At 33.9% G+C, this 24,742-nt stretch carries 19 protein-coding genes; 13 read left to right on the forward strand and 6 right to left on the reverse strand.

All coding sequences use genetic code 11. From position 1 onward, the window contains the following. The first annotated feature begins 20 nt into the window (after positions 1–20). The 6 genes from ACSVH5_RS04640 (at position 21) to ACSVH5_RS04665 (ending at position 4,987) form a co-directional block, all read left to right on the forward strand. Positions 21–698: a metal-dependent hydrolase gene (locus ACSVH5_RS04640; protein WP_438060291.1), complete on the forward strand. Its 678-nt coding sequence runs from the start codon at positions 21–23 to the stop codon at positions 696–698. Positions 699–1,238: 540 nt separating this feature from the next. After that, positions 1,239–2,438, forward strand: coding sequence for a tetratricopeptide repeat protein (locus tag ACSVH5_RS04645; protein ID WP_438060292.1), 1,200 nt, complete (start codon positions 1,239–1,241; stop codon positions 2,436–2,438). A gap of 166 nt (positions 2,439–2,604) precedes the next feature. Further along, positions 2,605–2,853, forward strand: a complete 249-nt coding sequence (locus ACSVH5_RS04650; protein ID WP_298300417.1) for a DUF6364 family protein — start codon at positions 2,605–2,607, stop codon at positions 2,851–2,853. Then, positions 2,850–3,263 (forward strand): type II toxin-antitoxin system VapC family toxin, encoded by a 414-nt coding sequence (locus ACSVH5_RS04655; protein WP_024982675.1) that lies wholly within the window; start codon positions 2,850–2,852, stop codon positions 3,261–3,263. Before ACSVH5_RS04650 ends, ACSVH5_RS04655 begins: the two co-directional genes overlap by 4 nt. A 187-nt stretch (positions 3,264–3,450) precedes the next feature. Further along, positions 3,451–4,500 (forward strand): o-succinylbenzoate synthase, encoded by a 1,050-nt coding sequence (locus tag ACSVH5_RS04660; protein ID WP_438060293.1) that lies wholly within the window; start codon positions 3,451–3,453, stop codon positions 4,498–4,500. 10 nt (positions 4,501–4,510) lie between these two features. Beyond that, on the forward strand, positions 4,511–4,987 hold the full coding sequence (locus ACSVH5_RS04665) for a CYTH domain-containing protein (protein ID WP_438060294.1): 477 nt from the start codon (positions 4,511–4,513) through the stop codon (positions 4,985–4,987). A gap of 92 nt (positions 4,988–5,079) precedes the next feature. Here ACSVH5_RS04665 and ACSVH5_RS04670 read toward each other — a convergent pair whose 3' ends face one another. The 5 genes from ACSVH5_RS04670 to ACSVH5_RS04690 form a co-directional block, all read right to left on the reverse strand. Beyond that, on the reverse strand, positions 5,080–6,234 hold the full coding sequence (locus tag ACSVH5_RS04670) for an L-lactate MFS transporter (protein ID WP_438060295.1): 1,155 nt from the start codon (positions 6,232–6,234) through the stop codon (positions 5,080–5,082). A 25-nt stretch (positions 6,235–6,259) separates the two neighbouring features. Continuing rightward, positions 6,260–7,042, reverse strand: coding sequence for a pyruvate formate-lyase-activating protein (pflA, locus tag ACSVH5_RS04675; protein WP_438060296.1), 783 nt, complete (start codon positions 7,040–7,042; stop codon positions 6,260–6,262). Between the two features lie 90 nt (positions 7,043–7,132). Beyond that, a complete protein-coding gene (gene pflB / locus ACSVH5_RS04680; RefSeq protein ID WP_438060297.1) occupies positions 7,133–9,367 on the reverse strand; it encodes a formate C-acetyltransferase in 2,235 nt (744 codons plus the stop codon). 350 nt (positions 9,368–9,717) lie between these two features. Next, positions 9,718–11,097 (reverse strand): 30S ribosomal protein S6--L-glutamate ligase, encoded by a 1,380-nt coding sequence (rimK, locus tag ACSVH5_RS04685; RefSeq protein WP_438060298.1) that lies wholly within the window; start codon positions 11,095–11,097, stop codon positions 9,718–9,720. A gap of 127 nt (positions 11,098–11,224) precedes the next feature. Continuing rightward, complete coding sequence (locus tag ACSVH5_RS04690) at positions 11,225–13,774, reverse strand: ATP-dependent Clp protease ATP-binding subunit (protein WP_438060299.1); 2,550 nt, start codon at positions 13,772–13,774, stop codon at positions 11,225–11,227. A gap of 263 nt (positions 13,775–14,037) precedes the next feature. Between ACSVH5_RS04690 and gyrA the strand changes: the two genes are divergently transcribed. Beyond that, positions 14,038–16,653, forward strand: coding sequence for a DNA gyrase subunit A (gene gyrA, locus ACSVH5_RS04695; protein ID WP_438060300.1), 2,616 nt, complete (start codon positions 14,038–14,040; stop codon positions 16,651–16,653). 31 nt (positions 16,654–16,684) lie between these two features. Further along, positions 16,685–17,953 (forward strand): tetratricopeptide repeat protein, encoded by a 1,269-nt coding sequence (locus ACSVH5_RS04700; protein ID WP_438060301.1) that lies wholly within the window; start codon positions 16,685–16,687, stop codon positions 17,951–17,953. A gap of 86 nt (positions 17,954–18,039) precedes the next feature. On the opposite strand, the gene fahA is transcribed toward ACSVH5_RS04700, so the two are convergent. Then, positions 18,040–19,323, reverse strand: a complete 1,284-nt coding sequence (gene fahA / locus ACSVH5_RS04705; RefSeq protein WP_438060302.1) for a fumarylacetoacetase — start codon at positions 19,321–19,323, stop codon at positions 18,040–18,042. A 107-nt stretch (positions 19,324–19,430) separates the two neighbouring features. On the opposite strand from fahA, the gene glyA reads away from it, so the two are divergent. The 5 genes from glyA to ACSVH5_RS04730 all read left to right on the forward strand — a co-directional run bounded on the left by glyA (position 19,431) and on the right by ACSVH5_RS04730 (position 24,742). Beyond that, complete coding sequence (gene glyA, locus ACSVH5_RS04710) at positions 19,431–20,705, forward strand: serine hydroxymethyltransferase (RefSeq protein ID WP_438060303.1); 1,275 nt, start codon at positions 19,431–19,433, stop codon at positions 20,703–20,705. Between the two features lie 458 nt (positions 20,706–21,163). Further along, positions 21,164–21,757: a tRNA-(ms[2]io[6]A)-hydroxylase gene (locus ACSVH5_RS04715; protein ID WP_438060304.1), complete on the forward strand. Its 594-nt coding sequence runs from the start codon at positions 21,164–21,166 to the stop codon at positions 21,755–21,757. Positions 21,758–21,802: 45 nt separating this feature from the next. After that, positions 21,803–22,300 carry an N-acetyltransferase family protein gene (locus ACSVH5_RS04720; protein WP_438060305.1) on the forward strand — a complete coding sequence of 166 codons (498 nt, stop codon included), beginning with the start codon at positions 21,803–21,805 and terminating at the stop codon, positions 22,298–22,300. Between the two features lie 91 nt (positions 22,301–22,391). Beyond that, complete coding sequence (locus ACSVH5_RS04725) at positions 22,392–23,489, forward strand: efflux RND transporter periplasmic adaptor subunit (protein ID WP_438060306.1); 1,098 nt, start codon at positions 22,392–22,394, stop codon at positions 23,487–23,489. After that, complete coding sequence (locus ACSVH5_RS04730) at positions 23,486–24,742, forward strand: ABC transporter permease (protein WP_438060307.1); 1,257 nt, start codon at positions 23,486–23,488, stop codon at positions 24,740–24,742. The genes ACSVH5_RS04725 and ACSVH5_RS04730 overlap by 4 nt, the downstream gene beginning before the upstream one ends.

Genomic DNA, 24,742 nt, shown 5'->3' on the forward strand with positions numbered 1-24,742 from the left:
CAATTTTTAATTAGTAAATTATGAAAATTACATTCTACGGACACGCTTGTATCGGAATTGAAGTGGCAGGTAAACATATCTTGGTCGATCCTTTTATTACCGGAAACCCCAAAGCAAGCCATATAAATATAAATGAACTAAAAGCAGATTATATCTTGATTACACACGCTCATTTTGATCATGTACAAGATGTCGAGGCTATTGCTAAACGCACAGATGCTGTGATTGTTTCTAATTGGGAAATTGCCAATTATTATGGTGCCAAAGAACTAAAATTCCACCCGATGAATCATGGCGGAAGCTGGACTTTCGATTTCGGAAAAGTAAAGTACGTGGCAGCGGTTCACTCAAGCGCCTTTCCAGACGGAACTTATGGAGGCAATCCTGGTGGATTTGTAATCGAAGGCGAACACAAAAACATCTACATCTCAGGCGATACAGCACTTACGATGGATATGAAATTAATCCCAATGCGCACCAAACTAGATTTGGCGATTTTTCCAATTGGAGATTGCTTCACGATGGACATAGATGACGCCATTATTGCTTCGGATTTTGTAGAATGTGATAAAGTGCTAGGCTGTCATTTTGATACTTTTGGTTTCATCGAAATCAATCACGAACAAGCCATCAAGAAATTTTTCGACAAAGGAAAAGATTTAATGCTTTTATCCATTGGCGAGTCGATAGAATTATAGCCATTTGATATAGTAAGAATTAGGAGCTATTTCCTGCTGTCCACTATATCTTTACTGCCGAACCCCGGCAGTAAAGGATGCCGTTCCCATCAGGGCTAGGGTCTAGTGCATTCATCACGCTTTGTTTTTATATTTTAATACTATTTGCTCGTTGAGTGAAATTCTAAAAAAAAAAAATAATATGATTGTCCGTAACTCATACCAACCAACAGTCTAAATAATGACAATATACTTTGCGTCTCTGCGCCTTTGCGTGAAATTGGGCTCGCAAAGTCGCGAAGACGCAAAGATCAGAAAGGATTATATTTGTGAAAAACGTTAACAACTAATTTATTCTGTGAAATGATACTAGTCACGGATAGTCATAAAAAATAAACCACATAGGATCATAGAAAAATGCTAATAAGCTATAGAATCAATAGAAATAGGATAATTTTTCGCATAGAATAGCTATGTGAAGAGTAAAACGGCTATTGGTTACTTTTAAAAAGAATAATAAATTCTATGTTTCTATGTGGTTAAAAAATATGCCATTGGATTATGATTAAAAAAACATTCCTTTTACTTTTTGCAGTACTTTGTTATTCTCCATCACTTCTAGCTCAAAAAACGGGCTATTGGGACAAAGAAAGAGCAACTTCCAAAGAAATTATCGTTTCGGCAAGAGACCGAATTATCATCAAAACAGAAGACTTACCTACTGGAACAACCGAAGTGGTGTATCGCATTACGTTACTAGACGAAAACCAACAAATGGCGGGAAGTTTGGTTTCAGTACTAAAATCCTTTCCAGATCCCACAGGAATCAGTCAAGGTTCTGCGGGTGCGGTGTTTATCTTGTCCAAAATCTCTGGTGATGATAAATGCCAATACGCTATTTTTTCTTCAAATGCTGCTGCTACAACCTATCAAAAAACGGGGAGTACCACAGCGGCTTGTTTCATACAAGAAACCCCATTGAGCAAAGATGCCAAACGCTTATCGACTGATAAATCCACTTGTTTGCAATCCAATGCTATTTGGTTTGGCTTCGAAAGCAAGAATTGGATTATGAAGCAAAAAATAGTGTTAGAGGTTGTGCCTTGGGTTGATTATAAATTGAGTCGCGGCTGGAGTGCTAGCAATCGAAAAGACATTATTGAGCAATGTAAAACCTCTACAATGGCTCAAAAAATGACCAATTCAGATGACTTTTGTGTTTGTGTTTTAGATAAAATCCAAAACAAATACACCCACACCGAGTTTCAAAAGCTATTAAAAGAAGAACGAAACAAAGCTTTTAAAGATTTTGGCAACAGTTGTTTTGGTGAATCTAGCGTGTCTAATACTACCTATGCAGAAGCAAGAAAGCAGGCAAGCCAATTAGCAAAACAAGGGAAACACGGCGAAGCTATTGCCAAATTGATGATGATTATCAATGATGGCAAGGGCAAAGTACAAGATTATAACGCCATTGGTACCAGTTATTTGCTAACCAAGCAATATGGCAAAGCCATTAAATTTTTGGAAGACGGCGAGCGCTTAGACGATACTGAGTTGTTGATTAAATTGAATTTAGCCCACGGGTATTTATTAAATGACAACTACAAGTCTGCCAAAGCGATTTACAAAAAATACCAAAATCAAAATGTCACCGAGAGTTTGAGTTGGGTAGAAAAAACCAAAGTGGATTTTGAAACCTTTCAAAAACTAGGAATTAAATCTGATGATTTTGAGCGTGTTTTAAGTCTTTTTAAGTAGAGTAGACTTAGCAGAGTTAAAATTGTAATTTAATTTATAAAATTATAAAAGAATAATTAGACGATTCTATATCGTATTTATAGATTTAAGCAGCAATCGAAAAAAATAGAAACCCCTATTTTTCCGTCTTAAATTTATATATTTGTACGTATAAATTTTTTCTGCTATGGATACTAAACTCACATTAAAGCTTGACCAAGAAATAATTGAAAAAGCTAAACATTATGCCTCTGAAAAAAAAATAAGCTTATCTCGAATTGTTGAAAATTACCTTAATTCTTTGACTTCGGATAAAGAAAATAATGACATACAAATTTCACCTTTTGTAAAAAGTCTTTCTTCGGGAATTGAAATTCCAGCTGATTATGATTATAAAAAAGATCGTGCTGATTATTTAGAACAAAAATACAAATGAGCAGAATTTTTTTAGATACTAACGTAATATTAGATTTGTTGGGAGAAAGAGTTCCTTTTTTTGATGCTATTGCTAAAGTTGCTACTTTGGCAGATCAAAAAAAACTTGCTATAATTGTCTCACCTCTTTCTTTCACGACAATAGATTATGTTTTGAATAAATACGAAAGTTCCGAATCTGTTCTGAATAAACTTCGAAAGTTTAAAATAATCTGTGAGGTCTGTGAAGTTACTGAAGAAACAATTGAGAAAGCGTTGAATTCGAATTTTAAAGATTTTGAGGATGCTGTTCAATATTTTACCGCTTTACAATCTAACTGCTCAATAATTATAACTAGAAACGGAAAAGATTTTAAGAATGCTACAATTCCAATTATGACAGCTGAAGAATATTTAAGTAGTCTTATATAATGCAACTGTTGCTAACCGCTAGTAAGCAATAGTTCGGAATTAGCATTATTAGAAAGATTTTTAGTCTTTGATTTATTGTGATAATTTGAAATACAAAGGATGATTCAGTCTTGTTAGTACCAAAAGGGGAAGCAAGAAAAAGTAGAGTATAAATAAAATACACAGAACAGTTTAGAAAGACACAATTTTGAAAGCAACCTATCATAAATACTTACTTGATTTTAAACGTCCGTCAGGAACGTCACGCGGCGTTATGACCACTAAGGAAACGTGGTTTCTGTTGTTGGAAGAAGATGGAAAATGGGGAATAGGAGAGTGCGGGATTCTTCGAGGTTTAAGTGCGGATGATCGTCCGGATTATGAAACCAAATTGCAGTGGGTTTGCGAAAATATTCATTTAGGAGAGCGCGCTTTGTGGGAAGCTTTAATGGAATTTCCTTCGATTCAATTTGGGGTCGAAATGGCTTTTTTGTCGCTCAAAAGCGAAAATCCATTTTTACTTTTTTCATCAGATTTTACCAATGGATATCAATCTATTGTGATAAACGGACTTGTTTGGATGGGCGAACCTTCGTTTATGAAAGCCCAAATCGAAGAGAAAATTGCACAAGGTTTTAGTTGTATAAAACTTAAAATCGGAGCCATTGATTTTGAAAAAGAGTTGGAATTATTAGCCTATATCCGCACTCATTTTTCCGAAGATCAAATAGAAATTAGGGTAGATGCTAATGGTGCTTTTGATTCAAATGAAGCTTTATATAAATTGGAACAACTAGCTGGTTTTAAATTACATAGTATAGAGCAACCGATTGCAAAAAACAACGCTGACACTATGGCAGAGCTATGTAAAACCACTCCATTTCCTATTGCTTTAGACGAAGAACTAATCGGTGTGTTTTCTCTTGCTGATAAGGAGCAATTGTTACAAAAAATTCAACCGCAATACATTATTTTGAAACCTAGTTTTGTGGGTGGTTTTAGAGGAACTCAAGAATGGATTAGTCTAGCTGATAAATATAAAATTGGCTGGTGGATTACTTCAGCTTTAGAAAGCAATATTGGTTTGAATGCGATTGCGCAATGGACTTACCTTCAAAATTCAAAAATGCCTCAGGGTTTAGGAACTGGAGCTTTGTATACCAATAATTTTGATTGTCCTTTGGAAGTCGAAAATGGGCAGCTTTGGTACAAAAAAAATGCAGATTGGCATTTTGATAAAGCTATTTTTCATAAATAAAATATTTAAAATGATAGAAATCGAAAGAAAATTTCTAGTAACCTCCACTGATTTTATATCTCAAGCTTTTGCTCATAATCGAATAGCTCAGGGATATATTAGTAAAAACCCAGAACGAACAGTTCGAGTGAGAATTAAAGGAGGTAAAGGTTTTTTGACCATCAAAGGAAAAGGTAATGAAAGTGGTTTATCTCGTTTTGAATGGGAGAAAGAAATTCCGGTTGAAGAAGCGCAGCAATTGATGCATTTGTGTGAGAAAGGCACAATTGATAAAACGCGCTATGAAATACAATCTGGAAATCACGTCATTGAAGTGGACGTTTTTTATGGCGAAAATGAAGGCTTGGTAATGGCCGAAATAGAACTATCATCTGAAACAGAAACGTTTCTAAAACCTGATTGGCTAGGAGAAGAAGTTACCAATGATCACCGCTATTACAACGGCTATTTGAGTGAGCATCCGTTTACAAGTTGGACAACTAAATAAGGTAATAATGATGATATAGACTACCTAAAAAAAATAAAAGCGCTCAAATTATAGTGTTTTGAGCGCTTTTTGATATAATTATTTTCTTAAAATCAGATCAATTTTTTCAACCAAAATCCAACCAATAAAGCGATTCCGATTAGAAGGGAGAATAAGTAGAAAATAGTGATTTCATGAGTCAATTCCAAAAGTATCGGACCAACAAAAGCGGCAGCAGACCAAGCAGTTAAAATGTAACCCAAAACTTGTCCATAATTATCAGCACCATAAATTGATTTTACAAAAGAAGGCATGGTTGAAAAACCGGCTCCATAGCCTGCAATAATAATATAAGTGACTATTTGAAAAGAAGTACTATTTGAAGCAACAAAAGGTATGATTGCAAAACAAATCATATTTACTGTCAAAAAGATCATGAAGGTTAGCCAACAACCTATTTTATCTGAAATACTGGACCAAAATAACCGACCTAAACCATTGAATAGACCAATGATAGCTACAAATAAAGTAGCTTGACTTGCACTCATTCCTACTACTTCTTCTCCTAATAGTGCTGCTTTTGATATAATCGCAATTCCACCACAAACATTTAAAAAGAGTAGTAACCATAAGGCAATAAATCGAGGATCAAAAACAATTTCTTTGGCTGTCAATGCTAAAGATTGTTCTTTTGATGGGTTTTGTATCATCGGATTGGCTAAATATAAAGCACTTAGTAACATACAAATTCCATAAACGATCCCTAAGATTAAAAAAGCTTTCGATAATCCTACTGAAGTATATAATGGACTTATTATAAAAGAAGCCAACAAAGAGCCTAATGCAAACGACATTATGATAATTCCTGAAGCTAACCCTGGTTTATCGGGAAACCATTTTACAACGGTATATACGGGTACTACATAACCAAAGCCTAAACCTATTCCTTGTAGGACTCCAAAAGTCATATAAAATAGTTCAATCGATTTAAGCGAAACGGCCAAAGAACTTCCTATAAGTCCGATGCAGAGAAAAAAAGCACCGATGTTACCCGCTTTAGTTGGTCCAACCTTTTGAGCAAATTTACCCATAAAAGCAGCTGTTAATCCCAAAAAGCAAATCGCTAAGCTAAATGCTGTTTTGGTATCGTGTGCTTCCCAATTTAATTCTTTTAAAGGATCTATCCATTTGCTATAGGCATAGATAGAGCCTATGGATAATTGCATTATCATTCCAGCAAAGACCATTATATATTTATTTCTTTCCATTTTTTTGAAAGTTTTAATAGTGAATTTATTTTACAACTACTTTTTTAAAATATTGATTAAAAATAGAAGTGGCTTTTTCTATTTCTTGGGGGGTTGGGGCTTTTACATCGGCAAAAGCGTATTCAAAATTTAATAAATCCCATTTGTGTTTTCCCATTTGATGAAACGGAATAATTTCTACTTTTTCGATAGTTTTATAATTGGTAAAATAGCGCCCCCATTCATGTAAGTATTCTTCTTGATCGGTCCAACCAGGAACTAATACATACCTTAACCACATTTTTTTTCCAGTTTCTTCTCTATAATTTGCCACTTTTAGGGTGGTTTTGTTTGATAAACTAGTTAGTTTTTTATGCCAATCATTATTAATATGTTTAACATCTAGAAGCAATAAGTCTGTTTTGTCTAATAATTCCTTGGTGGCATCGTCTAAAACGCGACCATTAGTGTCCAAACAAGTGTTAATACCATTTTCATGCAGTTTTTCAAAAAAAGTAATTAATTGTTTTCTATGAAGCAAAGGTTCGCCTCCAGAAACTGTGACACCGCCCTTTTTTGAAAAAAAAGGTTGCTGATTGATTGCTTTTTCTACTAACTCATCAATTGAAATTAAGGAACCACCATGGATATCGAGTGTGTCAGGATTTTGACAATACAAACAGCGGAATTGACATCCTTGGGTAAAAACAACCATTCTAATACCTGGTCCATCGTGGGTGCCAAAAGTTTCTAAGGAATGTATGCGAAGTAAATGATCCTCACTTTCATTTAGAAACTCGTTTTTTTTGGTTTGTTGTGGAAAATACATAATGATTCTATATAAAATTGAAAAAGCCTGTCTAGATTTTATTTGTCTAAACAGGCTTAAAGTTAGTAAATCAAAATGAATATTTGAGAATTACATTCTATCGTGGAAAGTTCTGTTTATCACTTCAAGCTGATGTGCTTTTGACAAACGAACAAAGTTTACAGCATATCCAGAAACACGAATAGTTAATTGTGGATAATTTTCTGGGTGCTCATAAGCATCCATTAACGTTTCTCTATTTAAAACGTTTACATTTAAATGATGTGCATCTCTTCCAAAATAAGCATCTAGGGTAGTGGTTAAGTTACTTATTTGGTCTTCTTTAGATGTTCCTAATGATTTTGGAACCATAGAGAAAGTATACGATATTCCATCTTGAGCATCTTCATAATTCAATTTGCTGACAGAGTTTAAAGAAGCAATAGCGCCATTTACATCTCTACCATGCATTGGATTTGCTCCAGGTGCAAATGATTCACCGCCTTTTCGTCCATCAGGTGTTGATCCAGTATTTTTGCCATACATTACATTTGAAGTAATTGTAAGTAAAGAAAGGGTAGGAGTTGCGTTTTTGTATGTTTTGTGTTTTCTTAATTCAGCAATGAATAAACTTGTGATTTCAATGGCAATATCATCTACACGATTATCATCATTACCAAATTGAGGAAATTCACCTTCGATATTGAAATCAACTGTTAAACCTTGTTCATTTCGGATTGGTTTTACTTTAGCGTATTTAATCGCTGACAATGAATCGGCAATGATTGAAATACCCGCTGCACCATAGGCAATGTCAATTTCTGGATCACTATCAATTAATGACATCTGAGCTCTTTCATAGTAATATTTGTCATGCATATAATGGATGATATACATCGATTTTGCATAAACTCTTGCTACTTCAGCTAAAGTAGTTTTGAAAGCAGCTAGAACTTTGTCATAGTCTAACACTTCATCCTTCATTTCAGGAATATTATTAATGACTAAGGCTCCTTTTTCTTCTTCACGACCTCCGTTTAAAGCCAAAAGTAATGCTTTAGGTAAATTGGCACGAGCACCAAAATGTTGTATCGTTTTTCCAATTTTTTGATAAGAAACACAACAAGCAATTCCATAATCATCAGAACCTCTATTGGCTTTCATCAAGTCATCATTTTCATATTGTAATGATGAAGTATCTATTGAAACTTGTGCACAAAAATCTTTAAATCCTTTCGGAAGATTTTTTGACCAAAGAATAGTTAAATTAGGTTCTGGTGAAGCTCCTAAATTGTAAAGGGTTTGCAAGAAACGGAAAGAAGTTTTAGTAACTTTTGTTCTACCATCATGGAATTGTCCACCAATTGCTTCAGTCACCCATGTTGGATCACCACCAAAAATTTCATCATAAGCACCTGGACGAAGGTGTCTAACAATTCTCAATTTCATAACAAATTGATCGATATACTCTTGTGCTTGTTCTTCAGTAATCAATCCATCTTGCAAGTCTTTTTCAATATAAATATCAAGAAATGACGAAACATTTCCTAAAGACATAGCGGCACCATCTTGTTCTTTAACTGCACTTAAGTAAGCTAAGTAAGTAAATTGTACTGCCTCGTAAGCGTTTGTTGCAGGTTTAGAAAGATCAACACCATAGGATAGTGCCATGATTTTCATGTCTTGCAATGCTTTGATTTGACTAGTAATTTCCTCACGCAAACGTACTTTATGTTCGGTCATTTCTCCAGTTACCGCATTAAAATCTGCTTTTTTAGCTTCAATTAGAAAATCGGCACCATATAAAGCCATACGTCTAAAGTCACCAATGATTCTTCCTCTAGCATAATTATCAGGCAAACCTGTTAATACGTGTTTAGAACGAAAGGTTTTGATTTCGGCATCATAGGCGTCAAATACAGCTTGATTATGGTCTTTAGCATAATTGAAAATATCCGAAACACGCTCTGAAACTTTTAATCCTTTTTCTGCTACTGCTGATTCAACCAATTTTATACCACCAAAAGGTTTCATTGCTCTTTTAAGCAATTCATCTGTTTGTAAACCTACTATAACTTCGTTTTCTTTATCGATATAACCAGGTCCAAATGCAGTAATGTTTGAAATTGTTTCAGTATCTATAGCCAAACAACCACCATTTTGTCGTTCTTTTAATAATTGTTGCTTACATGCTTCCCATAATTTTGTAGTTTTTTCAGAAGGGCCAACTAAAAAATCGGCTGTTCCTTCATATGGAGTTATGTTTTTTACTACAAAATCATAAATATCAATCGTTGTAGTCCAATTTCCTGTTTTGAACATTGTTGAATCTTTTAAAATTTCCATTTTATTAATTGTTAAATTTTTGATAATATATTAGTATTCATGTGTTTATAAAAAAATACAATCAAATTTACGAAATATTTACATTGAAAAATGAAGGCAAATAAAAAGTGTCAAATGTTTTTATTTTCGATAAAAACACGTCAGAATTAGTAGAAAAAAGGAATCTTTTTTTTGTTTATTTTACAAATACAAACTTTATGCATCAGATTTTTCGATACATTATTTTCAATATTTTAATAAAATGAGTATCTTTTTAATCATTTTTCGGTAGCCAGTGGAGGAAAAACAAAAAACCCGCTAGTATTTTCTTTTAATAAGAAGAACTAGCGGGTTTTAATTTTAAAGTAATATTAAGAAATGGATTTAGCTCTAAAGTTTTTTTCAATGGCTTTAATCATTTCACCAGCAATATCTTTGTTGGTTGCGCCTTCTATTCCTTCAAGTCCAGGTGATGAGTTTACTTCTAACAACAATGGTCCTTTGGCAGAACGAATAATATCGACCCCTGCAACTTTTAAATCCATAGCTTTTGCTGCTTTGATAGCAATCTTTTTTTCTTCACTAGTTACCTTAATAATTGAAGCTGTCCCTCCAAGGTGGATATTGGCTCTAAATTCCCCTGGCATCGCTTCTCTTTGAATGGCAGCTACAACTTTTCCATCAATTACAAAACAACGAATATCTTTTCCATTTGCTTCTTTAATGAATTCTTGAACTAATATATTAGCATTTAAACTTTTGAATGCATTGATCACGCTTTCAGCTGCTTTTTTGGTTTCGGCTAAAACTACGCCTTTACCTTGAGTGCCTTCTAGTAGTTTTACAATTAAAGGAGGTCCTCCAACCATTTTAATCAAATCATTGGTGTCTAAGGGAGAATTTGCAAATCCTGTTGTTGGGATATCGACACCATTATTGAGTAATAATTGCAATGAAAAAAGTTTGTCACGGGATTGTGTTATGGCAGTAGAGGAGTTTAAGCAAAAAACTTTTAAAGCTTCAAATTGTCGGGTCAAGGCACAACCATAAAAAGTTATACTGGGTCGGATTCGCGGAATTATTGCGTCAAATTGGTTTAAAATAATACCCCCACGATAATGTATTTCAGGTGTTTTTGCATCCAATTTCATATAACATTCCTTAATGTTTAGAAAATGCATTTCATGACCTCGCATTTCACCAGCTTCCATAATGCGTTTGTTACTGTACAATTCAGGATTACTAGCTAAGACGCCAATACGCAAACCTGATCTTGCTTTTTCAGCATTTTTATACAATTCTTTTAGATTTTCTACTGTTGGTTGACCTAATAAGTACTTTTGTTCTGGGTCAACCAATACCCGTCCACTCATGGCTTCACGACCCAATAACATACGGAACCCCATTGAATCTCTATTAGTCAATGTCATTTCAATATTCCAAGTATCCTCACCAATTTTCAACAAGGTTTGAATTACATATCGTTGCTCCCTATAGCCACTTGAACTTTTTACGATTCGCTTGTCTACCAATGGTGCTTCGCAATGTATAACTGTTTTATTATTGTTTTGAATAGGATTGATATCGAATTTTACCCAATTACTCTCGTTTTTTATAAATGGAGCGATGTTTATAGCGTGTAAAGCTGAAGTTTTGGCTCCAGAATCTACTCTAGCCTTGATAGTAGGAATGTTCAGCTCTGGGAAAGAACACCATTCTTCGCTTCCTAAGATGACTTTGTTTTGTAGCATACAGCAATTTGTTTAATAATAGATCAAAAGTAACTTTTTGTTTTTTAAAAAAGTTAAATTAATATAAAGAATTAGCCCGTTATGTAGTTAAAAACATAACGGGCTGAAATAAATAATTTGATTGAATCTATTGATTAGTAGGTTCTTCTGCTTTGTGAACGTCTACTTTTAGTTCGGCAGCTCCCTCTTCGATGTCCATGAAAATTTCGTCACCAACATTTATTTTTGAAGTGATAATCTCTTCGGCCAAAGCATCTTCTACATATTTTTGAATGGCTCTTTTTAATGGTCTGGCACCAAATTGTTTGTCAAAACCTTTGTCAGCAATAAATGCTTTTGCTTTATCAGAAAGATTTAAGGTATATCCTAAATCTTTTATTCTTGCATATAATTTTTTCAATTCAATTTCGATAATCAAATTGATGTCTTCTTTCTCTAAAGAGTTAAAAACAATCACATCGTCAATTCTGTTCAAGAATTCAGGTGCAAAAGTTTTTTTCAAAGCATTTTCAATGATACTTTTTGAATTGTCTTCTGCTTGTGCAACTTTGGCAGCAGTTCCGAAACCAACTCCTTGTCCAAAATCTTTTAATTGTCTAGCGCCAACATTGGAAGTCATGATGATAATCGTATTTTTAAAATCAATTTTACGACCTAAACTATCAGTTAAATATCCATCGTCTAACACTTGAAGCATCATATTGAATACATCTGGATGTGCTTTCTCTATTTCGTCAAGAAGTACCACACAATAGGGTTTTCTTCTTACTTTTTCGGTCAATTGACCACCTTCTTCGTAACCTACATATCCTGGAGGTGCTCCTACTAATCTTGAAATAGCGAATTTTTCCATGTATTCACTCATGTCAATTCTAATCAAAGCTTCTTCTGAATCAAACAATTCTTTGGCAAGTACTTTAGCTAATTGCGTTTTCCCAACTCCTGTTTGACCCAAGAAAATAAAGGAACCAATGGGTTTGTTTGGATCTTTTAAACCAGCTCTATTTCTTTGAATGGAGCGAGCTATTTTTAAAACCGCTTCATTTTGTCCAATTACTTTATTTTGAATAAGTTCAGGCAATTTAGCTAACTTATTGCTTTCTGTTTGAGCAATACGATTAACCGGAATACCTGTCATCATAGAAACGACATCAGCAACATTATCCTCTGTAACATTAATTCTATTGTTTTTAGAATCTTCTTCCCATTGTTCTTGGGCAATGGCTAGATCTTTTTCTATTTTCTTTTCGTCATCTCGTAATTTAGCGGCCTCTTCATATTTTTGTTTTTTAACAACTAAATTTTTTAATTCTCGAACTTCTTCTAGCTGGCGTTCTAAATCTAATATTTGTTTTGGAACATCAATATTGGTAATATGAACTCTTGAGCCAGCTTCGTCTAAAGCGTCTATTGCTTTGTCTGGTAAAAAACGTTCCGACATGTATCGATCTGTTAATTTTACGCAAGCTTCAATGGCTTCTGGAGAATAGGTCACATTATGATGTGATTCGTATTTGTCTTTGATATTGTTCAAAATAGTAATGGTTTCTTCAACTGAAGTGGGCTCAACAATCACTTTTTGAAAACGTCTTTCCAAAGCACCGTCTTTTTCTATGTATTGTCGGTATTCATCTAATGTAGTGGCTCCTATACATTGAATTTCACCTCTTGCCAAAGCGGGTTTAAACATATTCGAAGCATCTAATGAACCTGTAGCTCCTCCAGCTCCAACAATGGTGTGAATTTCATCTATAAATAAAATGATATCGTCGTTTTTTTCTAGCTCATTCATTACGGCTTTCATTCGTTCTTCAAACTGTCCTCTGTATTTGGTTCCTGCAACCAGGCTGGCCAAATCAAGCGTAACTACTCGTTTATTGAATAAAATGCGCGATACCTTTTTTTGATTGATTCTTAGAGCTAGTCCTTCTGCAATGGCAGATTTTCCAACTCCAGGTTCACCAATCAAAAGAGGATTGTTTTTTTTGCGACGGCTTAAAATTTGCGAAACGCGTTCAATTTCTTTTTCACGACCTACTACAGGGTCTAGTTTCCCTTCTTCGGCCATTTCAGTTAAATCTCTACCAAAATTATCCAACACAGGAGTTTTAGATTTTTTGTTGGATTTGTTAACAGGATTGTTGAAAGTTCCTTCTTTGAGACTGTCATCTTGTCCTGAATCATCGTTATAGGATTCGTTTTTTGGCAAGTTGTCTATGTATTCTTGATCATTTGGAGTCATATTCAAATATTGTTCTTTTGCTAAATCATAATCAATTTTTAGTTTATTCAATAGCTTGGTTGTAGGATCGTTTTCGTTTCTCAAAATGCACAATAGTAAATGTGCGGTACTAATTGAAGTACTTTGAAACACCTTTGCTTCAAGAAAGGTTGTTTTTAAAGCGCGTTCAGCTTGACGGGTTAAGTGTAAATTCTTTTTTTCAAGATTTACTTCTAAGTTAATTGGGCTAGCAGGGCTAAGTATTTCTACTTTTCTTCGAAGATGGTCTAAGTCTACATCTAGGTTATTCAAGATATGGATAGCTTTTCCGTTTCCATCCCTTAAAATGCCTAACATTAAATGTTCGGTACCAATAAAGTCATGACCCAATCGTAAGGCTTCTTCTTTACTGTACGTAATAACATCTTTTACTCTAGGGGAAAAATTGTCATCCATATATAATTACTTTAATATTATAGGTAAATTTACTGATTTACTAGTTTAGAAACAAAAATCATTCCTAGTAATAGCAACTGTCAGCTAATTGACAAAAAAAATAGTACAATCAAAGTTAAAATTAAGGTTATTTATTAACTAAAAGAGGATATTTTATTGTTAATAAATCAAAAAAATTAGGCGGTTAAAATGGTTAAAAAAAGTTCAGAAAGCCGTATATTGGCACGTTTTGAAATTAATATAATTATTTAATATAACAACTTATGTCTGAAGGAGAAAAGTTAATTCCTATTAACATAGAAGATGAAATGAAATCAGCTTACATCGATTATTCGATGTCTGTAATCGTATCAAGAGCACTTCCTGATGTTAGAGATGGTTTAAAACCCGTACATCGTAGAGTGCTATACGGAATGTATGATTTAGGAGTTTTTTCAAATAAAGCCCATAAAAAATCCGCAAGAATTGTCGGTGAAGTTTTAGGAAAGTACCATCCCCACGGAGATACATCAGTATATGATGCTATGGTACGTATGGCTCAAGAATGGAGTATGCGCTATTTATTAGTAGATGGACAAGGTAATTTTGGGTCTGTAGATGGGGATAGCCCTGCAGCAATGCGTTATACAGAGGCAAGAATGCGTAAAATTTCGGAAGAAATTATGGCTGATATCGAAAAAGAAACCGTTGATTTTCAATTGAATTTTGACGATACTTTATACGAGCCAAAAGTTATGCCAACAAGAGTTCCAACCTTGTTGATAAATGGAGCAACAGGAATCGCAGTAGGTATGGCTACTAATATGCCTCCTCATAATCTAACTGAAGTAATAAACGGAACCTTAGCTTATATTGATAACAATGATATTGAAATTGATGAGCTAATCACACATATCAAAGCACCCGACTTTCCAACAGGTGGTATAATCTATGGTTACGAAGGAGTTCGTGAAGCATTCAAAACAGGTCGTGGCCGAATTGTAATGCGTGCCAAAGTGGGGTTTGAAGAAGTTGACGGAAGAGAATCTATTATCGTTACAGAAATCCCATATCAGGTAAATAAAGCTGATATGATCAAGCGAACTGCTGATTTAGTTAACGAAAAGAAAATTGATGGTATTGCCAATATTCGTGACGAATCGGACAGAAATGGTATGCGTATCGTGTATATATTAAAACGCGATGCAACTCCAAATGTGGTTTTAAACACTTTGTATAAGTACACACAACTGCAATCCTCTTTTAGCGTAAACAATATCGCACTAGTTAATGGTCGCCCTCAAATGCTGAATCTTAAAGATTTGATTCATTATTTTGTAGAACATCGTCACGATGTTGTAATTCGAAGAACACAATTTGAATTAAGAAAAGCAGAAGAACGTGCACACATTTTAGAAGGTCTAATTATTGCTTCTGATAATATAGACGAAGTTATTGCGCTAATTAAAGCATCTAAAAACACAGAAGAGGCCAGAGATAAATTGATCGAAAGATTTAAACTTTCCGATATACAAGCTCGTGCCATCGTTGAAATGCGTTTAAGACAATTAACAGGTCTAGAACAAGATAAATTGAGAGCGGAGTATGAAGAAATCATGAAATTGATTGATCATTTGCGCGCTTTGTTAGCAGATATAAATTTAAGAACTGCTTTGATAAAAGAAGAATTGATTGAGATTAGAGATAAATATGGAGACGCACGTCGTTCTTTAATTGAATATTCTGGTGGAGATGTAAGTATCGAAGATTTAATTGCTGATGAAAGTGTTGTTGTTACCATTTCTCATGCAGGCTATATTAAACGTACTAATTTAAGTGAGTATAAAACACAAAATAGAGGAGGAGTGGGACAAAAAAGTGCTGGTACAAGAGATCAAGATTTCTTAGAGCATATGTTCGTTGCTACCAATCACCAATACATGATGTTTTTTACCCAAAAAGGAAAATGTTTTTGGATGAGAGTGTATGAAATTCCTGAAGGAACTAAGACAGCCAAGGGTAGAGCCATCCAAAATTTAGTTAATATAGAAAGTGATGACAAAGTAAAGGCGTATATTTGCACCCAAGATTTAAAGGATAAAGACTACATTAACAGTCATAATTTAATTATGGTTACCAAGCAAGGTCAGGTTAAGAAAACTTCATTAGAGAAATATTCTAAACCACGTGCGAATGGTGTAGCAGCTATTACGATAAAAGAAGGTGATGAATTACTCGGGGCACAATTAACTAACGGAGAAAGTCAAATTATTTTGGCAGTTAAATCAGGAAAATTAGTTCGTTTTGAAGAAACTAAAACACGTCCAATGGGGAGAACCGCATCTGGAGTTAGAGGGATTTCTTTAAAAGATGAAACTGACGAAGTAATTGGAATGGTTACTATTGATAAAGATTCTATAAACGATTCTCAGATTTTAGTGGTTACCGAAAATGGATATGGAAAGCGTACCAAACTTGTTGATGAAGACGGAGAAGATGTGTATCGTATCACAAATCGTGGTGGTAAAGGAGTGAAAACACTAAACATCACTGAAAAAACAGGAAACTTAATTTCGATTAATGCTGTTACTGATGCGGATGATTTGATGATTATCAATAAATCCGGTTTAACCATTAGAATGGCTATTGAGGATTTGCGTGTGATGGGTCGAGCGACTCAAGGAGTAAAATTGATTAACTTAAAAGGCAATGATTCAATAGCAGCTGTTACCAAAGTCATGAAAGACGATGCTGATGATGAAAATAATGCTGAGTCTGCTGTCGAAAGAGTGAAACCTGTTTTAGAGGTGCTTGAAGACGACGGTGTTGAGGAAGACGAGGAAGAGGAAGACGATGTAATTGATGAAGAGGAAGATGATGACTCTAACGATGAAGAGTAAATAAATAGTAAATAAATAAAAATAGAATACCATGAAAAGTAAATATGTATTACTTGCATCAACTATGTTGATCTCAGTAGCCACTTTTGCACAAAAAGATCAAATTAAAGCTGCTGAAAAAGCATTAAAAGCAGGTAAATCAGATGAAGCAAAAACTATTTTGTTGGAGGCTGAATCTTTAGTAACTAATGCCCCAGAGGCTGAGAAAGCACAATATTATTTTGTAAAAGGTAATGTGATGTTAGATTTAGCAAACAAAAGTGTAGATAAAGATGCTAATTTATCATTAGCTGCAGGCGCATTCCAAGAGTTGATTGCGGTGGAGAAGACATCTGGAAAATCTAAGTACACTGCACAAGCTACAAAGTCTGTAATGGATATCAAATACAAATTAATTAATGAAGCTATCTCTGATTCTAAAATAGAAAAATATGAGGTTGCAGCCAAAAAATTGTATGACGCCTATCTTTTAGACAAGAAAGACACCATTAATTTGTACTATGCAGCTTCTACTTATGTAAATGCAAAAAATTATGATGAAGCCCTTAAAGGTTATGATGAATTAAAAAAATTGAATTATTCAGGTAAGGGTACAAATTATTTTGCAGTTAACAAACTTTCTTCACAAGAGGATATGTTCTCAACTGCTGCAGAAAGAGATCGTATGATAAAGTTAGGTACGCACGAAAAACCAAGAACAGAAGTGATTCAGTCCAAAAGAGGTGAAATCTACAAAAATGTTGCCCTAATTCTTGTGCAACAAGGAAAAACAAAAGAAGCACAACAAGCGGTAGCAGAAGCTAGAAAAACGAATCCTGATGATACCTCTTTAGCTTTAACAGAAGCTAATTTGTATTTAGAGGCAAAAGATTTCGATACTTATAAAAAATTAGTAGCAGAGATTTTGGTAAAAAACCCAAATGATGCAGACTTGGTATTCAATTTAGGAGTATTAAGTGCAAATGCAAAAAACACTGTTGATGCTGAAAAATATTATGCAAGAGTAATTGAAATTAATCCTTCTTATACTAACGCTTATATTAATATTGCAGCATTAAAATTGGAAAATGAAAAACCAATTATTGATGAGATGAATAAATTAGGTACTTCTGCTAATGATATGAAACGTTATGATGTTTTGAAAAAGAAACGTGAAGAACTCTTTAGAAGTACAATTCCTTATTTAAAGAAAGCAGTAGAGCTAGATCCAAAAAATACAGATGTTGCTAAAACCCTTTTAAATGTATATAGTGCCTTAGAAATGACAGCCGAATACAAAGAATTGAAAGCTAAAATTTAATTTCCATACACGATTGTTTAAAAAAAACGCCATTTTCTAACTTGAAAATGGCGTTTTTTTTTTAATATTCCTGTTTTTTTTCTTGTTTATTGCCTTACGAAAGGAGGTAATAATTGACTTGAAACTTCTCCAAAACCAATGCGAACTTCATTGTTTTTGCTGTACCCTTTAATAGTGACAGTGTCAAAATCGTTGATGAATTTTCGTTCACTACCATCATTCAATTGTATAGGGTTTTTTCCACCCCATGTAAGTTCTAACATCGATCCATAGCTGTCAGGAGTAGGCCCTGAAAGTGTTCCTGACCCCATCATATCTCCAGAATTAACACGACAACCATTAGAAGTGTGATGTGCTAATTGTTGACTCATAGACCAATACATGTATTTAAAATTAGAACGTGATACTATATTTGGCACACCGTTTTTGGGTGTAATTGCCACTTCTAAATTGATGTCAAAAGCATGTTTACCTTTTAGTTGTAGATAGGGTAGTGGTGAAGGGCTTTGTTTTGGTCCTTTGGTTCTAAAGGGCTCTAAAGCATCAAGTGTAACAATCCAGGGGGAGATTGAGGAGGCAAAATTCTTTGCTAAAAATGGACCTAGAGGAACATATTCCCATTTTTGAATGTCTCTAGCGCTCCAATCATTCAATAAAACCATTCCGAATATGTAATCTTCAGCCTCATATACAGGAGTGTTTTCACCCATAATATTCACATCTGTAGTGATAAATGCAGTTTCTAATTCAAAATCTACTAATCTAGAAGGCCCAAAAACAGGAGTAGTTTCTCCATTAGGCAATGTTTGTCCCATGGGTCTGTGTACAGGGATACCTGAAGGAATAATGGAAGAACTTCTTCCATGGTAACCTACTGGAATATGAAGCCAGTTAGGTAAAAGTGCATTTTCTGGATCACGAAACATTTTTCCTACATTGGTAGCATGCTCTTTGCTAGAATAAAAATCGGTGTAATCACCAATCAAAACTGGAAGTTGCATTTCTACCTCGGAGATTTTAAATACCACAATTTCTTTATGTTCTGTGTTGTCTCGTAGCTCGGGGTTGTTTTGATTAAATATATCAGAAATTCTATTTCTAACTAAGCGCCAAGTTTTTTTACCATCTGAGATGAAATCATTTAAAGTATCTTGCATGAACATGTCGTCTGTTAATTCGATACCTTCAAAATAATTAAGTTGTTGTAATGCACCTAGGTCTATTGCGTAATCACCAATTCTAGTTCCTACAGTTACTACATTTTCTTTGGTTAAAAAAACGCCAAATGGAATGTTTTGAATTGGAAAATCACTGTCAGCTGGTACGTCTAACCATGATTTTATATTAGGATTATTTGCTGTTATTGGCATAATGTGTTAATTATATTGTTGAAAATTACACATCAAATATATTATAATCTAAGTAGTAACCAAACGTTTTTTTGTATTTTTGCACCATATTAACGAAAAACAAAGAAATGCAACGCGACGAACAAATTTTTGACCTTATTCTTGAAGAACAAGACAGACAAATACACGGATTAGAGCTAATTGCTTCCGAAAACTTCGTAAGTGATGAAGTATTAGAAGCCGCTGGTTCTGTTTTAACTAATAAATATGCTGAAGGGTATCCTGGAAAAAGATATTATGGAGGTTGTGAAGTAGTAGATGTAGTAGAGCAAATTGCTATCGATAGAGCCAAAGCTTTATTTGGTGCTGAGTACGCAAATGTTCAACCACACTCCGGTTCTCAGGCTAATACAGCAGTTTATCATGCTTGTTTAAAACCAGGCGACACTATTTTAGGGTTTGATTTGTCTCATGGGGGGCATTTGACTCATGGTTCTCCAGTGAATTTTTCAGGACGTTTGTATAATCCAGTTTTTTATGGCGTTGATAAAGAAACAGGACGTTTGAATTATGATAAAATCCAAGAAATTGCAACCAAAGAACAACCAAAATTGATCATTGCTGGAGCATCTGCTTATTCTCGTGATATGGATTTTGCTCGTTTCAGACAAATAGCAGATAGTGTAGGTGCTATTTTAATGGCTGATATTTCTCATCCAGCGGGCTTGATTGCTAAAGGATTAATGAATGATCCTATACCTCATTGTCATATTGTAACTACTACAACTCACAAGACTTTACGTGGACCACGTGGAGGATTAATCATGATGGGTAAAGATTTTGAAAACCCTTGGGGGCACAAAACACCAAAAGGAGAAATTCGTATGATGTCTTCGTTGTTAGATTTAGCTGTTTTTCCTGGAAATCAAGGTGGTCCTTTGATGCACATTATTGCTGCCAAAGCAGTTGCTTTTGGAGAGGCTTTGCAAGATGAATTCTTTACATATGCGATGCAATTGCAAAAAAATGCAAAAGCTATGGCCGCAGCATTTGTAGCAAGAGGATACGAAATCATTTCTGGTGGAACAGATAACCATATGATGTTGATTGACTTGAGAAATAAAAATATTTCTGGTAAAGATGCTGAAAATGCTTTAGTGAAAGCTGAAATTACAGTTAATAAAAACATGGTTCCTTTCGATGACAAATCTCCATTTGTAACTTCAGGTATTCGTGTAGGTACTGCGGCTATTACCACTCGTGGTTTGGTTGAAGAAGATATGGAAACTATTGTTGCTATGATTGATAAAGTGTTAACTAATCATACAAACGAAGATATTATTGAAGAAGTTGCTGCTCAAGTAAATGAAATGATGAGCGAAAGAGCTATCTTTGTTTTCTAATTTTTGTTTAGAAATATAAAGTTTAAAGGTTTAAGGTTTTGTTGATGTTTAAATGCATTTCAAAACTTTAAACTTTTTTTCATTTTTAATACATCTTTAAATTTTAACCCAGAATCCGCATTAGACTTCGTAGCGAAACTGAATTATTCAATAAAAGCAAGAGCTCACGGACTATTTTTGAAGAAAGAAACAACGTTAAGCGAATACCTATATAAATATAAACCAATGAGCTACTACTTTTGTATTTTGAATTTAAAAAATAGGAGAATCAAGCGTAGCGTATCTTGAACTTCTCTCAAAAAATATAAACTCGTGAAAAAAGTTCTTGGTTTTTGAAGAAGAAATTCATTCACTGAACTCCGCTAAAAAATATAAAAATGGTGAAGTAATTTAGTTGTAGTAGATTTCTAATGTGGAATCTGGGTTTAAACAATTTCAAACTTTTAAATAATAAAAAAATGGGCGTATTACGTTTGCAATTACCAACAGATCCAAGATGGGTGAATATTGTAGAGAAAAACATTGAAGAAATTTTAACCGATCATGCTTGGTGTGAGCAAAAAGCAGCAACAAATGCTATTACTATCATTACTAATAATTCAGAATATCAAGATTTGGTGCAAGATTTAGTAGCTTTAGCCAAAGAAGAAATGGATCACTTTGAACAAGTTCACAACATTATCATTAAAAGAGGTTTAAAGTTAGGAAGAGAACGAAAAGACGACTACGTAAATGAATTGTATTTGTATATGAAAAGAAGTAGTGATGGAAGCCGTGTTTCGGGTTTGGTAGAACGTTTATTGTTTTCGGCCATGATTGAAGCAAGAAGTTGTGAGCGCTTTAAAGTGCTTTCAGAAAATATTAAAGACGAAGAATTAGCTTCTTTTTACCGCGATTTGATGGAAAGTGAGGCGGGACATTATACTACTTTTATAACCTATGCCCGTAAATACGGAGTAGGCATTGATGTAGAAAAACGATGGAGAGAATGGCTAGCTTTTGAAGAATCTATCATCTCAAATTATGGTAAAAATGAAACCATTCATGGCTAGTTTTTTATAAAAATAAAAAGTATTCTTGGTTTAAATTAAATTCCTATGATTACAATTCTGCCTGCAACAAGTATGGATTTTGATACAATTCGAGCCATTGCCCACGAAACATGGCCAGTAGCATATGGTGAAATTCTTTCAAAAGCTCAGTTAGAGTATATGTTGGGGGAATTTTATAATGACTCGGCATTAAAAAAATGTGTAACGCAAAAAGGACATCAATTTGTTTTGGCCATTGAAGGGAATCAAACCTTGGGTTTTGCTTCATTTGAATCGAATTACAATAATCAAAAACAAACCAAGATTCATAAAATTTATATACTTCCCTCAGCTCAAGGCAAAGGAGTAGGTAAAGCACTTATTGATTATATTGCCTCTAAAGCTAGAAAGCAAGGTTCACAAAGCATTTGTTTGAATGTTAATCGTTTTAATAGAGCTATTAATTTTTATGAAAAAATGGGTTTTTCGATCAGCAGCGAAGTAAACATTGAGTTAGAACACGGCTATTTGATGGAAGACTATATTATGGAGCTACATCTATAGTGTAGGGCTATTTTGTTCAATTTTTTAATCAAATACTAATCAGAAAAGTGTATATTTATGAGGTAATTTTCTTTGTAATAAACAAAATACCATGCGTACACGTTTTTTAATAGTAGTGCCTTTTCTATCAATTCTTCTTATAAATTGTTCCAAAAAAGAATCTTCAGAAATTCATCCAACGGTTAGTGAAATAACTGAAAGTGTTTATGCCTCAGGTGTTATAAAAGCAAAAGATCAGTATACTGTTTTTGCAACAGTAAATGGTATTTTGAAAAAAACAAAGGTGGTTGTGGGGCAAAAAATAGTGAAAGGCCAATTGTTGTTCGAATTAGATAGTGAAAAAGCTGAATTGAATACCCAAAATGCTATTTTAGCCTATGAATTAAGTAGCAAAGAAAATATTTATATACAAGATAAAATAGCCGAAGTTGAACTCAAAGTGCAAATGGCTAAAGACAAGTTGCTTTTAGATGAATCCGTTTATCAACGAAATCAAAGAGTTTTGCCTTATCAAATAATTGCTCAAGTTGATTATGATAGAATTGAACAATCGTATAAAAGTTCTAAAAGTAATTATGAAATTGCTAAGAAACAATTGGAACAACTAAAAATCCAATTGCAAAACGAGCAAAATAAAAATGCCGTCAATTTAAAAATTAATCAAAAAAATCAGAGCGATTATACAGTAAAAAGCGAGTTTGATGGGCAATTATTTGATCTTCCTGTAAAAGACGGAACTTTTATTACAACTCAAACACCCATAGCCATTATTGGTAAAAACAATGATTTTTTATTAGAACTAGAAGTAGACGAAAACGATATGGTACGTGTTCGTTTAGGGCAATATATCGTCGTTGCTATGGATAGCTACAAAGGTGTTGTTTTTGATGCAATCGTTTCAAAAATTTTCCCAATTATGGATGAGCGATCTAGAACTTTTAAGATTGAAGCTCGTTTTGTAAAACCACCAACAAAATTATACCCAAATCTTACTGCTGAAGCAAATATTATTATTCAAACCAAAAAAAATGCGATTACAATTCCAAAAGAATATTTAATTGAAGGTACTTATGTTCTAGTAAATAAAGATGAAAAAAGGAAAGTCAAGGTAGGATTGAGTGATTATAAAAAAGTTGAAATTCTTGAAGGCTTACACGCTTCAGAAACACTATATAAACCAAAAGAATGAATTATAAACTCATTTTGAATATTGCACTTCACCTATTACGTGCCCGATTGAAACAAACCATTGTGGCAGCGATTGGTTTGACATTTAGTATTGCAATGTTTATTTCATTGGTAAGTTTTATGAATGGTTTAAATGACTTATTAGATGGCTTAATGCTTAATAGAACCCCTCATGTTCGGTTGTACAATGAAATAAAACCTACCAAGGAACAGCCCCTCTATTTGTCGGAAAAATTCAAAAACAACACCAATTTTATTCATTCTGTTAAACCTAAAGATAGAGGTAAATCCATTTATAATGGTATTCCGATTATAAAAGCCTTAAAAGAAGACAAACGAATTATAGATGTGGCTCCAAAAGTGGTAGCTCCTGTTTTTTTTAATTCGGGAACTATAGAAATTTCAGGAGTTGTTAATGGAATAGAGGTTTTGGCTGAAGAAAAGTTATTTCAAACAAGCGATTACATTATTGAAGGTAAGATAGCAGATTTAGAACAAAATAATAGTATCATAATTGGGAAAGGATTGGCAGATAAAATGCTTTTGATAGTTGGGGATCGTATTAAAGTGACTACTTCAAAAGGGAATTTGACGACTTTAAAAATTGTTGGAATTTCCCAAATTGGAATTGCCGAAATTGATGATACGATGTCGTATACCTCATTAGATACTGCTCAAAAAATGCTAGGAGAGCCTAAAAATTATATAACAGACATTCAAATTAAATTGTATAATATGGCCTCGGCTCCATTGGTGGCAAAAGAATTGCAAAACAACTTGCAGCTAGATGCTATTGATTATCAAACAGCCAATTCACAATTTGAAACGGGTAGTGCAATTCGAAACATTATTTCGTATGCTGTTGGTATAGTGTTGTTGATTGTGGCTGGCTTTGGAATTTACAATATCTTGAATATGATGATTTATGAAAAAATGGACAGTATTGCAATTTTAAAAGCAACTGGTTTTTCTGGTAACGATGTAAAATGGATTTTCGTTTCATTATCATTCATTATTGGCCTGGCTGGCGGAATTTTTGGACTTCTTTTTGGATTTATATTTACTTCAATAATTGATGTAATTCCATTTGAAACCCCAGCATTACCTACGATTAAGACGTATCCCATTCGATTTACCATTGTGTATTATTGTATCGGAATTGTTTTTGCCCTTTTTACAACAACAATTGCAGGTTTGTTTCCTGCCTTAAAAGCTAGTAAAGTTGATCCAGTAGAAATTATTAGAGGAAAGTAA

This window comes from Flavobacterium sp. RSSA_27 (genome assembly GCF_051547125.1).
GTDB lineage: Bacteria > Bacteroidota > Bacteroidia > Flavobacteriales > Flavobacteriaceae > Flavobacterium.

Coding starts and splice junctions, on each gene's coding strand:
- ACSVH5_RS04640 (WP_438060291.1), top strand. CDS start 21: ATGAAAATTACATTCTACGGACACGCTTGTATCGGAATTGAAGTGGCA.
- ACSVH5_RS04645 (WP_438060292.1), top strand. CDS start 1,239: ATGATTAAAAAAACATTCCTTTTACTTTTTGCAGTACTTTGTTATTCT.
- ACSVH5_RS04650 (WP_298300417.1), top strand. CDS start 2,605: ATGGATACTAAACTCACATTAAAGCTTGACCAAGAAATAATTGAAAAA.
- ACSVH5_RS04655 (WP_024982675.1), top strand. CDS start 2,850: ATGAGCAGAATTTTTTTAGATACTAACGTAATATTAGATTTGTTGGGA.
- ACSVH5_RS04665 (WP_438060294.1), top strand. CDS start 4,511: ATGATAGAAATCGAAAGAAAATTTCTAGTAACCTCCACTGATTTTATA.
- ACSVH5_RS04670 (WP_438060295.1), bottom strand. CDS start 6,234: ATGGAAAGAAATAAATATATAATGGTCTTTGCTGGAATGATAATGCAA.
- pflA (WP_438060296.1), bottom strand. CDS start 7,042: ATGTATTTTCCACAACAAACCAAAAAAAACGAGTTTCTAAATGAAAGT.
- pflB (WP_438060297.1), bottom strand. CDS start 9,367: ATGGAAATTTTAAAAGATTCAACAATGTTCAAAACAGGAAATTGGACT.
- rimK (WP_438060298.1), bottom strand. CDS start 11,097: ATGCTACAAAACAAAGTCATCTTAGGAAGCGAAGAATGGTGTTCTTTC.
- ACSVH5_RS04690 (WP_438060299.1), bottom strand. CDS start 13,774: ATGGATGACAATTTTTCCCCTAGAGTAAAAGATGTTATTACGTACAGT.
- gyrA (WP_438060300.1), top strand. CDS start 14,038: ATGTCTGAAGGAGAAAAGTTAATTCCTATTAACATAGAAGATGAAATG.
- ACSVH5_RS04700 (WP_438060301.1), top strand. CDS start 16,685: ATGAAAAGTAAATATGTATTACTTGCATCAACTATGTTGATCTCAGTA.
- fahA (WP_438060302.1), bottom strand. CDS start 19,323: ATGCCAATAACAGCAAATAATCCTAATATAAAATCATGGTTAGACGTA.
- glyA (WP_438060303.1), top strand. CDS start 19,431: ATGCAACGCGACGAACAAATTTTTGACCTTATTCTTGAAGAACAAGAC.
- ACSVH5_RS04715 (WP_438060304.1), top strand. CDS start 21,164: ATGGGCGTATTACGTTTGCAATTACCAACAGATCCAAGATGGGTGAAT.
- ACSVH5_RS04720 (WP_438060305.1), top strand. CDS start 21,803: ATGATTACAATTCTGCCTGCAACAAGTATGGATTTTGATACAATTCGA.
- ACSVH5_RS04725 (WP_438060306.1), top strand. CDS start 22,392: ATGCGTACACGTTTTTTAATAGTAGTGCCTTTTCTATCAATTCTTCTT.
- ACSVH5_RS04730 (WP_438060307.1), top strand. CDS start 23,486: ATGAATTATAAACTCATTTTGAATATTGCACTTCACCTATTACGTGCC.